We start from the raw sequence: 15,534 nt of genomic DNA, 5'->3' as shown, positions 1-15,534 counted from the left end.
AGTTATGAAGAATGTATTTAAGATTTTCAAAAGAGATTTGAAAAATATAAAAAAGAATCGTGCAGCGCTAGCTATAGTAATTGGGTTATTTTTCGTACCATCTCTATATGCATGGGTTAATATAAAAGCCTGCTGGGACCCCTATGTTAATACTTACAACTTACCAGTTGCAGTAGTTAACAATGACCAAGGTGCTACCCTTGAAGGCAAAAATGTAAATATAGGTAATGAAATAGTTGAAGAACTTAAAAATAATAAAGATATAGGTTGGAAGTTTGTAAGTGACTGGGAAGGAAATTACGGTTTAAATGAAGGTAATTACTATGCCTTAATTGAAATTCCAAGTAATTTTTCAAGTGATTTAGTAACACTTGCAAGTGCAAACCCTAAAAAGCCAGAAATTATTTATAAGGCAAACCAAAAAGCTAATGCTATAGCAACAAAGATCACAGATGTTGCACAAACAAAATTTACAGAAGAAGTTAAAACTAACTTTGTAAAAACTGTAAATGAAGAAGCTTTTAAATATTTAAATGAATTAGGTGCAAAAATCGAAAGCAATAAACCTAAAGTTTTAGAATTAAAAGAAGCTATGAATGAAGCTAGTGAAAATATGACTAAAGTTCAAAATCAAATTGAAAAATCATCTAAAAATTCAAAAGAGTTTAGTGATTACTTAAAGAGTGTTCAAAATGATTTACCAACAGTAACTGACGGAATAAACTCACTACAAAGTATTTTAGATAGTAATAAAACATTAATCACAAACACAAGAATGACTGTAAATGATATGAGCAGTAACATGAAAAATGATTTAATGCAAATTCAAATGATAAGTGATAAATGTAATGATCAAATAAGAAAACTTAAAGAAGATTTAAATAACAATATTACTATTAATGGTGCTGAAATATCAAAAAACATAAAAAATATTATTTCTTCACTAAACAATATAAACAAAGTTATAGATAATAATTTAAAAATACTAAATGATTTAAATTCTAAATATCCAAACTTAGGATTTGGATCAGGTATAACAGCACTTCAATCTATGAAAGAAGGAATAAATAGAGAAATTGATGCTTTAAATAAATTAGATAGTGCAGTATCTGGTGGAGATAAAAATGCTATAAGTAGTGCACTTGATAATTTAAGCAAAATTAACGATGAATTAAATACTAAAATTTCTACAGGAGCTAGCACATTTTATAATGTAGTATTACCTGGAATAAATAATATAAGTTCAGTTTTAGAACATGGTAATGATTCAGCAAACACAGCATTAGATAGCTTAAGAATTGTAGTTCCACAGCTTAATGCATTAACTAGTTTCGGTATTTCAAGTGGTAGCGTAGCTACAACTCAAATAGATAGAATTTCAGATAAAGTTTCAGAATTCAAAGAAAAGCTTGATAAAGTTCAAAAGGAAACTAAAGATATAAATAATAAGACTTTAGATGATCTTATAGCTTTAATGAAAAAGAATCCTGATACTATGGCATCATTTATGTCATCACCTATAAATGTTAAAGAAGAAAAAATATATAATACAGACGTCTTTGGCGTTGCATTAACTCCATTTTATACTGTACTTGGTATTTGGGTTGGTGCACTACTTATGACATCTATGCTTTCAACAGAAGTTAAAGATTTTAAAGATGGAAAGAAAGAGCCTTCTGTTACTGAAAGACACTTTGGAAGATTACTATTATTTGTTTGTATATCATTTATTCAAACATTTATAGCAACTCTTGGAGACATTTTAGTTCTCGGAGTAAAGCCAGAGTCCGTAGGGCTGATGTTTGGTTTTGCATTTTTATCTAGCTTAACATTTATGATAATGATTTACACTTTAGCATCATTATTTGGAAATGTTGGTAAAGCTATTGCAGTTGTAATTATGGTATTCCAAATTGCAGGTTCAGGGGGAATTTATCCAATTCAAACTAACCCAGAGATATTTGGTATTTTACAACCACTATGGCCATTTACTTATGCTATAGATGGATTTAGAGAAGCTATAGCAGGACCGATTTGGCCTACAGTTTATTCAGATATAAAAATGTTATGTATGTTTATAGCCGTATTCTTACTTTTAGGATTCTTAAAAAGACTTTTCCACAAAGGTAATGAATTTATGGAACATAAATTTAAAGAAGCTCAAATATAAAAAAAGCTGCCAAAATATTTGGCAGCTTTTTTTAATTAATTTTGATATTTTTTTTAGCAAGTTTTTTATTAGTATTTTCTCTTATTAATCTGTATATAACGCTAAAGGCTGGAATTCCAAGAAGGAATCCTAAAAGCCCAAATAAACTTCCCCCAACAAGCATTGCAAGCATAACCCAAATAGGACTTAACCCAACTGAATTACCTACAACTCTAGGGTAAATGAAATGTCCTTCTACTTGTTGAAGTGCTAGTATAAATATTAAAAATATTAAAGCCTCTATAGGTTTAATCATAAATATTATAAATATAGCAGGAATAGTTCCAATAAAAGCACCAAATATAGGAATTAAACTAGTAACGCCTATAATTACACCTATAAGAAGTGCGTAAGGAAGTCCTAAAATTAACATTCCTATAGTGCAAAGAGTTCCTATAATGCATCCTTCTAAACACTGCCCTCCAATGAATTTTGAAAAAATATCATTAGATAGACTACCTATTTCTAAAAGCTTATCTGCAAATTTTATTTTTAAATGTGCATAAATGAATTTCTTTAAAGTTAAAGATAACTTCTCTTTGTTTGCAAGCATATATATTGAAAATATCAATGCTAAGAAGAAAGTAACTATACCAGATGTTACTGAAATAGTAAAATCTAATACATGAGATACTGCAACTCCTAAAAATTCACTTGCAAATTGAAGAACATCTTTCCACATAGATAAAATATCATTTATTAGTTTATCTGCGCCAGGAATATTACTTAAATTTTGGTCTATCATATGTTCAAATGAGTTTAAGTATCTTGGGATACTTTCAGTTAACGTAGACATACTTTTAACTAATTGAGGTATAACAAATACCATAAGAGTTATAAGAAGACCTATAATTAAAATTAAAGTTAATATTATGGCAAGTGGTCTTTTAAGTTTTTTAAATTTTTCATATTTTCTAGATTCTAGAGGGAAAAGTATAAACTTCTCAATTAAAGTCATAGGAATATTTAAAACAAAAGCGATTCCTATAGCACCTATAAAGGGAGTTAATATTCCAAGTCCACTAGATAATAAATTCCAAACCTTTTCAAAATTTAAAAGAACATAAGAGAGTACAATAATATAAGTTGCTAAAACAATATTAGGTTTTAGTTTTTCTTTAAAATCCTTCAAAAGAAATCCCCCTGTAAATATATTACATAATAGTTTAAACTTATATAAAAAATATTATACACTTTATACTTATTTATAACAACGAAGGAAGTAAAATATTTTGAACGTGAAGTCTGTGTGAATTTTAACTAAGTAAAATAAAAAAATGATATTATAAAATTATATATTAGAGATAAAAGGTGATTTAAAATGAGTAAAATTTTAGTTGTTGAAGATGAAAGAGAAATAAGAGAATTAGTAGTAGAATTTTTAAAAGAAGAAGGGCATGAAACGGACTTTGCAGAAGACGGCCTTATAGGGTATGAAAAGTTTAAAGAAAATGATTATGATCTTTTAATTATAGATTGGATGATGCCAAAATTAGATGGATATTCACTTTGTAATTTAATTAGAAATGAGTCTGATGTTCCTATAATTTTTTTAACTGCATTAGATGGTGAAGAAGATCAAATTAAAGCTTTTGATGCAAAAATAGATGATTATATAAGTAAGCCATTTTCATTTAAAATTTTAATAAAAAGAGTTGAAGCTGTTTTAAGAAGAAGAGAAAAAGATAATTCTAAATTAAAAAATACATTCTTAGATTTAGAATTAAATGAAGAAACCTATAAAGTATTTCAAAATAGTGTTGAGCTAGAATTAACTTTAAAAGAATTTAATATATTAAAAATGCTTATAAGAAGTTACCCAAGGGTTGTTTCTAGAGAGATGCTTATGGATGAAGTTTGGGGATATGAGTATTACGGAGATATGAGAGTTATAGATGCTCACATAAAAAATATAAGAAAAAAGATTTCAAAAGATTATATAAAAACTGTAAAGGGGATAGGCTATGTACTTAAAGAGGATGCTTAATAATTTTAGTATTAAAAAGAAAGTATTTATTATCTCTACTGTTTTTGTAGTAATAACGTCCCTAGTAATCTATTCACTTTTATATCTTTTATTTCCTAAAATTTATTTAAGTAATAAAGAAAGCATAATAAATAGTAGTTTAGAAGATACTTTAAAAACTCTTAAAGAAGATTCAAATATAGATTACAGATACGCTTTAAATGAATTTTCTTATAATAATGGGTCGCAGGTATTTGTTTTTAATGATAAAAACGATTTAGAATATACTACTGTAAAAGATTTAAATAAACCATTTTTTAGAGAAGGTAATAAGGTTCCTCCTCAAAATAAAGATATAAGAGGAAGCAGAAGCGAAATTAAAATAAAAAAAAGGATATACATAAAAAGTATAGATGAATATAGAGAGATTATATCTATAACTCCATTAGGCTATAAAAAGGATATAGATGACGTTATGACTATTATACTTCCTATAATGCTAGTTTTAACGATAATAATAGGCTCTATAATAACATATATCTACTCAAAAACTATAAGTAATCCGCTACTTAAAATTAACTCAGTTTGTAAAGCTATAGCTAAAAAAGATTTCTCTAAAAAGCTAGATTTTCAAGGTATAGATGAATTTGCAGAGCTTTCAAAATCTATAAACCTTATAAGTGAGAATTTAAAAGAAAATATTTTAAAATTAGAAAAAGCAAATAAAAAATTAAAATTAGATATAGAAAAAGAAAAGTTACAAGATAGAAGAAGGCGGGATTTTTTAAGGGCTATATCACACGAACTTAAAACTCCAATAACTATTATTAACGGGCAAATAGAAGGAATGATTTATAATATCGGAAAGTACAAAGACCGGGATAAATATTTAAACCAAACTTTAAAAAGTGTAAATAAACTAAAAAAATTAACTTCTGAAATAATAGAAGTAAGTAAAGTAGAAGAAGAAGTTAAAGTTAATAAAGAATTAGTAAATATAAAAGATATGGTTTTAGATATAGTATCCTCTAGAGAATATTTAATAAATAAGAGTAAAAAACATTTAGATATAAGTATAGACGAAGAGGCTGTAGTTTATATTGATAGATCTATTTTAGAAAAGGTTTTATCAAATATAATTGGAAATAGCATTAAATATTCAAAAGAGAATATTAAAATTTTTATGGAAGAAAATATTTTAACTATAGAAAATGACATATTTAAAGAATTAGAAGTGGAAACAGATAAATTATACGAAGCCTTTTATAGAGTAGAGGAGTCACGAAATAGTGAAAGTGGCGGAAGTGGACTTGGGCTTTATATAGTTAAAACTTTCTTAGAATTACACGGAGACATTAAATATAAACTTCAAATAAAGGATAATAAATTCATATTTAAGTTAGAATTTTTATAATTCACATTAGATTCATATTGGATTCATACACCTTACAGCTTGTGTCTATATCCTAGACATATAGAAAGTTAAGGAGTGTGACGATATGAATTTTTTTGTTCGTGGATTTTTAAGTATTAAAGAAAGAATAGGGAAAACTGCTTTGTTATTTTTAGTAATAACAACTGTAAGCGTATTTGTTTTAGCAGGTTTTTCAATAAAAAGTGCAACAGAAAATGCTAGTATTTTAGCTAGGCAAAAGTTAGGAGCTACAATTTCCTTATCTCAAAATATGGATAAGATGAGAGAAGAGATGAGAAGTTCTAGAGAAAGCGGAAAAGAACCAGATTTTAAAATAACAAAAACTTCTGTAAAAAAGAGTGATGTAGATAAAATACTAACTTTAGATAATATTAAAGATTATAATATCTTAAATAATACAGAGGCAAATAGTTCTCTAGCACCTATAGAAAGTAGTACAACAGAAGAGTTTACAAAAGATATGGGAAGCATGAGAAGAGATATGCCTAAAATGGTTTCAGGAGATTTTACTCTTCAAGGAGTTAGAATGATGACAGAGGAGGATGGTTCTATAGTAAGTGGAAGAGCTATAAATGCTGATGATGCAGGTAAAAATGTAGTTGTAATTGAAGAAACACTTGCAGAGAAAAACGATATTAAAGTTTCAGATAAAATAAAGATAAAAGATGTAAATGATGAAAAAAGTAAAGAAGTAGAAGTAGTTGGAATATATAAATCAAGTTCTGAATTAAATGATAACGCTATGAGAAATAACGCTATGAATCCATATAATAAAATTTACTCAAGCTATACATTTGTAAACACTATAAAGGGTGCAGATAGCGGTGATATAGATAGAGCAGAGTTTTATGTTAACGATCCGGTAAATGTTGATTCAGTTTTAGAAAATGCAAATAAGTTAGATATAGACTTCGATTTATTTAAATTAGATGCAAATAACGGGGAGTATGAAAAAATGATGGGACCTATAGAAAACGTAGGATCATTTGCAAATGCTACTGTTGTAATTGTATCTATAGCAGGTGCTATTATATTAGGATTAATAATAATGCTATGGATAAAAGATAGAAAAAATGAAATAGGAATTTTGTTATCTCTTGGAGAAAGTAAATTTAAAATAATAAGTCAATTTGCAGTGGAAGTATTAATAATTTTAGTATTATCACTTGGAGTAGCTGGAATAATAGGAAATGCTGTAAGTAACAAACTAGGAGAAGTTTTAGTTCAAAAAGAAATAAGTTCTTTTAGTGAAAATAACAAAACCAATGATTATATGATGGGGCCAAACGGTATGGGAGGAGATTTTAAAGGAGATAGAAATAATCAAAATGTAGAAACAATAGACAAATTAGAAGTTAACGTATCTATAAGTGATTTATCAAAAATGGTTGGAATTTCTTTAATTATCTCATTTTTAGCTATCGCTATTCCATCTATCGGAATAATGAGATTAGAACCTAAAGAAATATTAAGTAAGCATAATTAGAAAGGAATGATATTTTTATGGAGAAGGTATTAAGTTTAAAGGATGTATCCTATTGGTATGATAATAAAAAAGTTATATTAGAATCTTTAAATGTAGATTTTGAAAAAGGGAAATTTTATACGATAGTTGGACCGTCTGGAAGTGGGAAAACTACATTTTTATCACTTGTTTCAGGTTTAGATAAAGAAAAATCAGGAGAAGTATTATATTGTGGAGAAGATTTAAAAAAGATAGGACTTTCAAAGTTTAGAAAAAAATATGTATCTATAATATTTCAAGGATATAATTTGTTAAATTATATGACAGCACTTCAAAATGTTTTAGTCTCTATAGATATTAAAAATTTAAAGTTAGATGATCCTAAAGAAGTTGCACTAAAAATGCTTAAAAAGGTTGGGATAAACGAAGATGCAGCAAATCAAATGGTTCTAACTTTAAGTGGAGGGCAGCAGCAAAGAGTAGCTATAGCTAGAGCTTTAGTTTCAAATACAGATTTAATTATTGCAGATGAGCCTACAGGGAATTTAGATGAAAGGACCTCAAAAGAAGTTATAGAATTATTGAAAGATTTAGTTAAAAATGAAGATAAATGTTTGATTATGGTTACTCATAATAATGATATAGCTAAAGAATCTGATATAACTTATAGGCTTAAGGACAAAAATTTAATTAAAGAATAAAGTGAAAGGTGATAGATAAATCTATCACCTTAAGTTTGTTTTTTAGAAATTTCCCACAATAGTCAAATCAATTATTGTAGTCCGTTTTCGTATTGTTCTACCATTCTTTTAACCATTTCTCCACCAACGCTTCCGCATTGTTTTGAAGATAGGTCTCCATTGTAGTTAGAAAATGGAACTCCTAATTCTGTAGCTACTTCATTTTTGAATCCTGATAGTGCTTTTTTTGTTGATTTGCTTGTCATAATAGGTCCCTCCTAATAATAAAACAATTTATAAAACTCATTTACTTGAGCTTTATGATTATATTTTGCGTAAAAAAGAGTAGAATAAACTATGATATTAAAGGGATATATGGAAAATTTTATTTAAAACTAGCTAATCCTTTAAGGGAAGGAACTCCATATAGAGTCTCAGCAGATTTAACTGCTCTTAAAATAGCTTTTTCCATAACATTACTTGATAGCATACCGACTGTAGTTACATCAGATTCAATTTTATTTGTTGCCATAGTAAATATAGTATCTCCGTCAAACATAGTGTGAGCAGGTCTCATAGTTCTTGCAAAACCATTATGTGCCATAGAAGATACCTTTTTTGCTTCTGCCTTTGTAAACTTAGCATTTGTAACTATTATTCCAATAGTTGTGTTTCCTTTAAAAGGAGTTTTTTCTTTATTTATATTATTTAATAAAATATTTTCACTATTTAAAAAAGTTTTTGTACTTCTATCAAAGGCACCAGCTACAATTTCTGAATTTTTAGGGTCTATAACATCACCTAAACAGTTAACGCAAACTATAGCACCGACCTTTAATCCGTTAACTTCTACAGCATAAGTTCCAAGTCCGCCTTTCATAGAAGTATCAGGTCCTAAAAGTTTTCCAACAGTTGCACCAAATCCTCCACCTATATTACCGTTTATATCACCAGAATAAGTCTCAGAGTTTATACAAGCTTTATAACCCATTTCTTTATCAGGTCTAGCTTTAGGGTCTTTAAAAGCTAAATCAAATAATACAGCCTGACATACTATAGGAACTTTAGCTACAGTTACGTCAAATCCTATATCTCTTTCTTCTAAATATTTCATAACTCCAGAAGAAGCATCAAGTCCAAAGGCACTTCCACCAGATAAGACTACAGCGTGAACTTTTTCTACCATCTCTGATGGGTCTAAAAGGTCTGTTTCTCGAGTTCCAGGTGCACCACCACGAACGTCTACACCGCCTGTTGCACCATCTTTTGCTATAACTACAGATACACCAGTTCCACCGACTTCATCTTCTGCGTGACCTAATTTAATTCCATCTATATCTATAAACTTAATTTCTTTTAATTCATTCATTTTAAATACCTCACTTTAAAAATAAAATTAATAAAAAAGCTGTATCTAATATAAATACAGCTAATAAAAAACCTATTTCTTTAATTTTTGAATTGCTTTTACAACCGGTATAGCTATTAAGGCTGAGACTATAGATTCTGGGATACCATTTGTAAGAGCGATAGTGCCTATAGCACCACCTGCTGCATTTTGAGATATTCCCATAAGATTTGCGTATTGGTTTAAATAAAGGATGTAAATTAAACCTAAAACTCCAACTGTGTTTGTAAGTGTACCTAGAACAGCTGCTATACCTACAGATATAGATTCATTTTTAAATTTATTCTTAAAAAACTTATAAATATAGTATGCTACAAGTCCTATTAAAATTCTAGGAACTAAAGATACTATAGGGTTTAAGAAGAATGGTGATAATAAAACAGGTGCAGTTGCAGCCTGATACATAGAGAATAATCCAAAGACTAGTCCTACCATCATTCCAACTATTGGCCCTTCAATAATTGCTCCAATAATTACAGGTACGTGCATTATAGTTGCCTTCATAAAAGGCAGTGGTATAAAACCAAGTCCTGTAAGACCCATAAATATTGAAATACCTGAAAGCATTCCTATAATTACAAGTTGACGAATACCAAATTTTTGCTTTTTAATACTTTTTTCCATTTTAATCCCCCGTTCTTATTCCATATATTTTGGATATAATTCGGCAAAAAACAATATCTTAAGTTTTGTTTATTTGCGTTCAGTTTCTATAATAGAATACCGACAAGGATTATTTTATCACCATAATTGTATATAGTTCAAGATATATTGTTAAAAAAATATCTAGTTTATGTATCTTTATTTTAAAAACGTTGAAAACACTAGAAGTACAGGAAAAAGAAAATATATTCTGAAAATTTTAACTATTGAAATTGTTTAGATAATTGCAAAATATTATTACAATTAGAGGATAAAAATAGAAAAAACTTAGGAAATAGTTATTTATTTAACTATTTCCTAAGCTCTTACTTTTTTTCAGGTATAACTAAAGCTAAGACTAAGTAAACAAGAAATGTAGTAAAACAACTAAAGAAAAGGCTAATTACAAATATTACTCTAATTAATACAGGATCAATATTTAAATAATCGCCAAATCCTTCACAAATTCCAAGAAACTTACCTTCTTTAGGCATACGATAAAGCTTTTTTTCTACCATAAAATCACCTCTTTAAATTATAGCATAGTAACCTTATTAAAATGCTTATATTATGTATTAAAGTTAAAAAAAGTTTGTTATACTTTAAATATAACAAACTTATAGGAGGTATATATTATGATATTAGAATTGGATACAACATCTGAAATTCCAATTTATCAGCAAATAAGAAATTCTATTGTAATTGGCATTGCAAGAGGAAAACTTAAAGAAGGAGATAGTTTACCTTCTGTTAGAAGTCTTGCAAGTAGTATAGGAATAAATTTGCATACTGTAAATAAAGCATATAACTTATTAAAAGATGAAGGTTATTTGATTGTAGATAGAAGAAATGGTGCTATGGTACATTTAGATTTTAGTGGAAAAGAAGAAAGGTTTATGGACTCTTTAAAAGAAAATATTGAAATCTCAATTGCAGAATGTATAGTTCGTAAAGTTAAAGAAGAAGAGATAATTAGAATTATAAAAGAAAAATTTAAAGATATTTAGGAGTGAGTTTATGAAAGACGAATTTATTTTTATTACTTTTTTAAATATACCACTTGTTATATTTTTTATTTACTTAGCATTAAATACTGAAAGATTTAAATGCAGCGGTATATATTATGGGGTAAGAGTTCCAAATAAATATAAAGATGGTAAAGAAATAGTATCTATTACAGAAAAATATAAAAAGAAGATAATATTTGAAATAATAATAACATTTTTAGCTATTTCGATAATATCTTATTTTTTATCATATATTATTGTTTTTGTAATAGGAATTTTAATAGTCCCTATAGTATTTACTATTCAGTATAAAAATGCTAATAAAGAAATTTTAAAAGTGAAAAAGGACAAGGGCTGGAATAATGAGTTTAAAGGTAAGATTTATGTTGACTTAAATGTTAAAGGCACTGAAGATAATGTGAAGATTAATAATAAACCATTTATTATAGCTTTAATTATAGCGATTATACCTTTAATTATTACTCTTTTTATATATAAAAGTTTACCTAGCACATTAGCTATGCAGTTTGATTTTAGCGGAAATCCTTCAAGGGTAATAAGTACGCATACTTTAGGTGGATTTTTAGAGCTTATAATGATACCTATTTTAAACATTTTTATAGTTTTTATATTTTATATAACAACTTTATATGATTTTAAAAAAAGAAAGACTCAATCTTTAAATGGAGGAACGTATAACCAAATAAAATTTAAAGATAAGATAACAGGAGAGGCATTAAATAAGTTAAACGGAATCTCAGCATTACTTACAGCAGTATTTTTATTTTTTATAAATATCTATTTACTAAAACTAATTCCCCAAGATAAAAATACTTTTTTAATTTTGATGGGATGCACTGGTGTTTTTGTTTTAATTATAATTTTAGTCTCTATTAAAGCTATGAATGATACCACAAAGTCTTCAAAAGGTGATTTAAATGAAAAAGAATACTATAGAGATGATGATGAGTATTACAAACTTGGAATGTTTTATTATAATCCTTTAGACCCATCAATACTTAAAGAAAAAAGATATGGTATAGGATATGATTTAAATTATGGAAACATAATATCTAAAATAATAATGGGTGTATGCATACTATGTTTACTTGGGTCAATAATATTAACAGGTATAAATTATATGTGAGGTGCGTTATGAAATTACTAAATATAGAAAAACAAACAAATAATAAATTTCTTAATATGTATAAATTAAAACTTAAAAATAATTCAAATAAAATAAAAGAGTATTTTATAAGTAGTAGAAGGGAAAAAGAAGAACTAGCGTGTGTAACTAAAAATCATAACAAAGCAGACGGAGTTATGATGATTCCAATTACAGAAGATGATGAAATAGTATTAATAAAGCAATATAGACCTGCTATAGATGATTATATTTATGAACTACCAGCAGGACTTATAGATGAGGGTGAAACTATAGAAGAAGCTAGTAGACGTGAATTATTCGAAGAAACAGGATTAAAGGCTAAGAGCGTTGAACTTTTCTTAAAACCAAGCTATACATCAGTTGGAATGACAGATGAAACTACTGCTATTGTTAAGATGGAAGTTTTCGGAGAATGTACTTCTGAAAATTCAGAAGAAGACGAAGATATAGAAGTTATAAAGGTTAAAATCTCTAAAGCTTCTGATTTTGTTAAAAATAATAATATTTCAATTAAGGGTGGAATAATATTATCTATGATAGAAAAATAAATACAAAAGTCTTCTATTGTTCTTAAATAAAGATTTAATATTTAATAGAATAAAATTTTATAAACTTGCATAAACAGGAGGTTTGGGTTTTAAACTCAAACCTTATTTATTAATATTTAATGTATTTCTATTAGATACAGTTGTTTATGAATGGAGTAAATGTTAGAATTGAAAATAGGAAAATTTCTAGATTTCAATGGGGTGATTAAATGAATTTTATAAGTACTAGGGGGCTAGAATCTAGTATAAAAGGATCAGAGGCAATAATTAATGGTATAGCAAAAGATGGGGGACTTTATGTTCCAGAGACATTTCCTAAAATGTATGAAAAACTTATAGATAAAAAAATTTTTGGATATGAAGAAATCGCAGTAGAGATAATCTATAAATATTTCAACGATATATCTAAAGAAAGTATCAGAAAAGCTGTAAAAAGAGCATATAGAAATAGGTTCAAAGTAAATGTTAATAATGGATATTTAGAATTATATCATGGACCAACTTGTGCATTTAAAGATGCAGCTTTATTGTTTTTACCACAGATAATGAAAGAAGCAAAAAAGAACTTAGGGTTAAAAGATGATATTGTAATACTAACAGCAACATCAGGAGATACGGGAAAGGCAGCTTTAGAAGGGTTTAAGGATATTAATGGCTTTAAAGTATTAGTATATTACCCTAAAGATGGAGTAAGTGAAATTCAAAGAAAACAAATGGAAACAGCAGAAGGCGATAACTTAAAGGTAGTAGCTATTAAAGGAAATTTTGATAATGCTCAAAGTGGAGTTAAAGATATCTTTAACGATAAAGACTTAAATTTATCTATAAAAGAAAGAGGGATAACATTATCATCAGCAAACTCTATAAATATTGGAAGGTTAATTCCACAAATAGTTTACTATTTTTATTCCTATTTTAAATTAATAGATAAAGGTGATATAAAAAGGGATGAAGAAATAAATATAGCAGTTCCAACTGGAAACTTTGGAAATATCCTTGCAGCATATTATGCAAAAAAAATGGGACTTCCAATTAATAAGTTTATTTGTGCATCTAACAAAAATAACGTTTTAACAGACTTTTTTAATTCTGGAATCTATGATAAAAATAGGGAACTTTATTTAACCGAGTCTCCTTCTATGGATATACTTATATCTTCTAACTTAGAGAGATTATTATTTGAATCTTCAGGTAGAGATAGCTCTGAAATAAGAAAGCTTATGGATAGTCTTAAAATTAATGGAGCATATAAGATCTCTGAAAAACTTAAAAGCTCTTTAAGTGAATTTTATGGAGGGTATGCAGACGAAGAAGAAGTATATAAAGAAATAAAAAAGGTATATGTAAATGACGGGTATCTAATTGATACTCACACAGCCGTAGCATCAGTTGTTAAAGATAAATATAAAAATGAAACTAAAGATGATAAATATATATTAACTGTATCAACAGCAAGTCCTTATAAATTTCCAAGAAGCATATGTAGTGCACTTGGAATTGATGTTGAATTTATGAGTGATTACGATGTTTTAAAAGCCTTATTTTTAGAAAGTAGTAGTGAAATTCCAGCTTGTTTAAGTAAACTTCAAAATAAGAAAGAGCTTCACAATAATCTTTGTGATAAAGATAAAATGAGAGAAGCTTTAATAGATTTTTTAGATGAATAAAAGTTTTAATGTTATTGTACCTGGAACTTCAGCAAATATGGGACCAGGGTTTGATTCTATGGGACTAGCATTAAATTTATATAACATATATAAATTTGAAAAGATAGAAAGTGGGATAGAACTTAGCGGTTTTGATGAAGGGTATAATAATTTAGATAACATTCTTTATAAAGCTATGAAGTTGTGTTTTGAAAAAGCTAACTACAAAATAAGCTATGGAATAAAAATAAGTGAAATTAAAAGAGATATACCTGTTTCAAGAGGACTTGGAAGCAGCTCAGCTCTTATAGTAGCTGGTATTTTTGCAGCAAATAGATTTATGGATGACTTATTTAGTTTAGATGACCTTTTAGATTTAGCAGTTTTAATTGAAGGGCATCCTGATAATGTTGCACCTGCAATCTTAGGGGGAATTGTAATTGCATCGGTTTTAGATAAAAAGACTTATTATCAAAAAGTCGTATCAAAAAACGATTATAAATATATAGCAATAGTTCCAAGGTATGAACTTAAAACTGATATGGCAAGAAGTATTTTACCTAAAACTGTAGAGTATAGTGATGCTATTTATAATATATCTAGGGTTGGACTTTTAGTTTCAGGTCTTATAAATGGCGATGATAAGGCAGTTAATATAGCAATGAATGATAGATTGCACGAACCCTTTAGAAAAAAATTTATAAAAGGGTTTGATTTAATAAAAGAAGAAGCTTATAATAATAAAGCTATAGCATCATTTTTAAGTGGTGCAGGTCCAACTATTATGATATTAGCTAAGAGTGAGGATCTATTAATTAAAAAGATGCGAGATGTTTTAAATAAAGAAAAATTAACTTATAATATCTTAGATTTAAATCTAGATATGAATGGAGTTTTAATAGAAGGTGGAAACTAATGACAGGTAGATATTTAGTAATAGATAAAAAGGTATTACCAGAGGTATACGAAAAAGTTTTAGAAGTAAAGAAAATTTTAAAAGAAGGAAAAATAAAAGAAATAACAGAAGCTACTAAAAAAATCGGGATAAGTAGAAGCGTTTATTATAAATATAAAGACTATATATTTGATTTTTCAGAAAGTGCACAAGGTAGAAAGATGACTTTTTCTATGATGATAAAACATAGAAAAGGAGTTTTATCAAATATATTAAATTACTTATCTGATATAGGCGGAAATATTTTAACTATAGACCAAGGGTTACCTATAAATGAAATAGCTAACCTTACTATAACTATAGATATGTCTATGCTTGAATTAGACTTAACATCCTTTTTAGATTGTATAGGAAAAATTGAGAACGTTGAAAAAGTAGACTTTATCGCGATGGAATAAACTTAAG

16 protein-coding genes are annotated in these 15,534 nt (G+C 27.5%); 11 read left to right on the top strand and 5 right to left on the bottom strand.

The window, feature by feature from the left end:
- Positions 1-4: 4 nt before the first annotated feature.
- On the top strand, positions 5-2,170 hold the full coding sequence (locus M4I33_RS12560) for a YhgE/Pip domain-containing protein (RefSeq protein ID WP_257917117.1): 2,166 nt from the start codon (positions 5-7) through the stop codon (positions 2,168-2,170).
- 31 nt (positions 2,171-2,201) lie between these two features.
- On the opposite strand, the gene M4I33_RS12555 is transcribed toward M4I33_RS12560, so the two are convergent.
- Complete coding sequence (locus tag M4I33_RS12555) at positions 2,202-3,341, bottom strand: AI-2E family transporter (protein WP_257917116.1); 1,140 nt, start codon at positions 3,339-3,341, stop codon at positions 2,202-2,204.
- Positions 3,342-3,530: 189 nt separating this feature from the next.
- Between M4I33_RS12555 and M4I33_RS12550 the strand changes: the two genes are divergently transcribed.
- The 4 genes from M4I33_RS12550 to M4I33_RS12535 all read left to right on the top strand — a co-directional run bounded on the left by M4I33_RS12550 (position 3,531) and on the right by M4I33_RS12535 (position 7,776).
- Positions 3,531-4,196, top strand: coding sequence for a response regulator transcription factor (locus tag M4I33_RS12550; protein WP_257917115.1), 666 nt, complete (start codon positions 3,531-3,533; stop codon positions 4,194-4,196).
- The gene (locus M4I33_RS12545) at positions 4,174-5,589 is read left to right on the top strand and encodes a HAMP domain-containing sensor histidine kinase (RefSeq protein ID WP_257917114.1); all 1,416 of its coding nucleotides are present in this window, start codon (positions 4,174-4,176) and stop codon (positions 5,587-5,589) included. Before M4I33_RS12550 ends, M4I33_RS12545 begins: the two co-directional genes overlap by 23 nt.
- 85 nt (positions 5,590-5,674) lie before the next feature.
- Positions 5,675-7,096, top strand: a complete 1,422-nt coding sequence (locus M4I33_RS12540) for an ABC transporter permease (RefSeq protein WP_257917112.1) — start codon at positions 5,675-5,677, stop codon at positions 7,094-7,096.
- Positions 7,097-7,113: 17 nt separating this feature from the next.
- A complete protein-coding gene (locus tag M4I33_RS12535) occupies positions 7,114-7,776 on the top strand; it encodes an ABC transporter ATP-binding protein (RefSeq protein ID WP_257917111.1) in 663 nt (220 codons plus the stop codon).
- 71 nt (positions 7,777-7,847) lie between these two features.
- On the opposite strand, the gene M4I33_RS12530 is transcribed toward M4I33_RS12535, so the two are convergent.
- From M4I33_RS12530 to M4I33_RS12515, 4 genes are all read right to left on the bottom strand, one after another.
- A complete protein-coding gene (locus M4I33_RS12530) occupies positions 7,848-8,021 on the bottom strand; it encodes an alpha/beta-type small acid-soluble spore protein (protein ID WP_194189719.1) in 174 nt (57 codons plus the stop codon).
- Between the two features lie 119 nt (positions 8,022-8,140).
- The gene (locus M4I33_RS12525) at positions 8,141-9,124 is read right to left on the bottom strand and encodes a P1 family peptidase (protein ID WP_257917110.1); all 984 of its coding nucleotides are present in this window, start codon (positions 9,122-9,124) and stop codon (positions 8,141-8,143) included.
- Between the two features lie 72 nt (positions 9,125-9,196).
- On the bottom strand, positions 9,197-9,787 hold the full coding sequence (locus tag M4I33_RS12520; protein ID WP_257917109.1) for an ECF transporter S component: 591 nt from the start codon (positions 9,785-9,787) through the stop codon (positions 9,197-9,199).
- Positions 9,788-10,131: 344 nt separating this feature from the next.
- Positions 10,132-10,323, bottom strand: coding sequence for a PspC domain-containing protein (locus tag M4I33_RS12515; RefSeq protein WP_194189722.1), 192 nt, complete (start codon positions 10,321-10,323; stop codon positions 10,132-10,134).
- A 117-nt stretch (positions 10,324-10,440) separates the two neighbouring features.
- On the opposite strand from M4I33_RS12515, the gene M4I33_RS12510 reads away from it, so the two are divergent.
- From M4I33_RS12510 to M4I33_RS12485, 6 genes are all read left to right on the top strand, one after another.
- Positions 10,441-10,812, top strand: coding sequence for a GntR family transcriptional regulator (locus tag M4I33_RS12510; protein ID WP_257917108.1), 372 nt, complete (start codon positions 10,441-10,443; stop codon positions 10,810-10,812).
- Positions 10,813-10,822: 10 nt separating this feature from the next.
- Complete coding sequence (locus M4I33_RS12505) at positions 10,823-11,959, top strand: DUF1648 domain-containing protein (RefSeq protein ID WP_257917107.1); 1,137 nt, start codon at positions 10,823-10,825, stop codon at positions 11,957-11,959.
- An 8-nt stretch (positions 11,960-11,967) separates the two neighbouring features.
- Positions 11,968-12,528, top strand: coding sequence for an NUDIX hydrolase (locus tag M4I33_RS12500; protein ID WP_257917106.1), 561 nt, complete (start codon positions 11,968-11,970; stop codon positions 12,526-12,528).
- A 209-nt stretch (positions 12,529-12,737) separates the two neighbouring features.
- Positions 12,738-14,195, top strand: coding sequence for a threonine synthase (gene thrC, locus M4I33_RS12495; RefSeq protein WP_257917105.1), 1,458 nt, complete (start codon positions 12,738-12,740; stop codon positions 14,193-14,195).
- Positions 14,188-15,090: a homoserine kinase gene (gene thrB / locus M4I33_RS12490; protein WP_257917104.1), complete on the top strand. Its 903-nt coding sequence runs from the start codon at positions 14,188-14,190 to the stop codon at positions 15,088-15,090. The genes thrC and thrB overlap by 8 nt, the downstream gene beginning before the upstream one ends.
- Positions 15,090-15,527, top strand: a complete 438-nt coding sequence (locus tag M4I33_RS12485; RefSeq protein WP_194189728.1) for an ACT domain-containing protein — start codon at positions 15,090-15,092, stop codon at positions 15,525-15,527. The genes thrB and M4I33_RS12485 overlap by 1 nt, the downstream gene beginning before the upstream one ends.
- The last annotated feature ends 7 nt before the right edge of the window (positions 15,528-15,534 follow it).

The sequence above is a fragment of the Clostridium sp. LY3-2 genome (genome assembly GCF_024705715.1).
GTDB lineage: Bacteria > Bacillota > Clostridia > Clostridiales > Clostridiaceae > Clostridium.
This window is presented reverse-complemented; position numbering and strand designations above follow the sequence as displayed.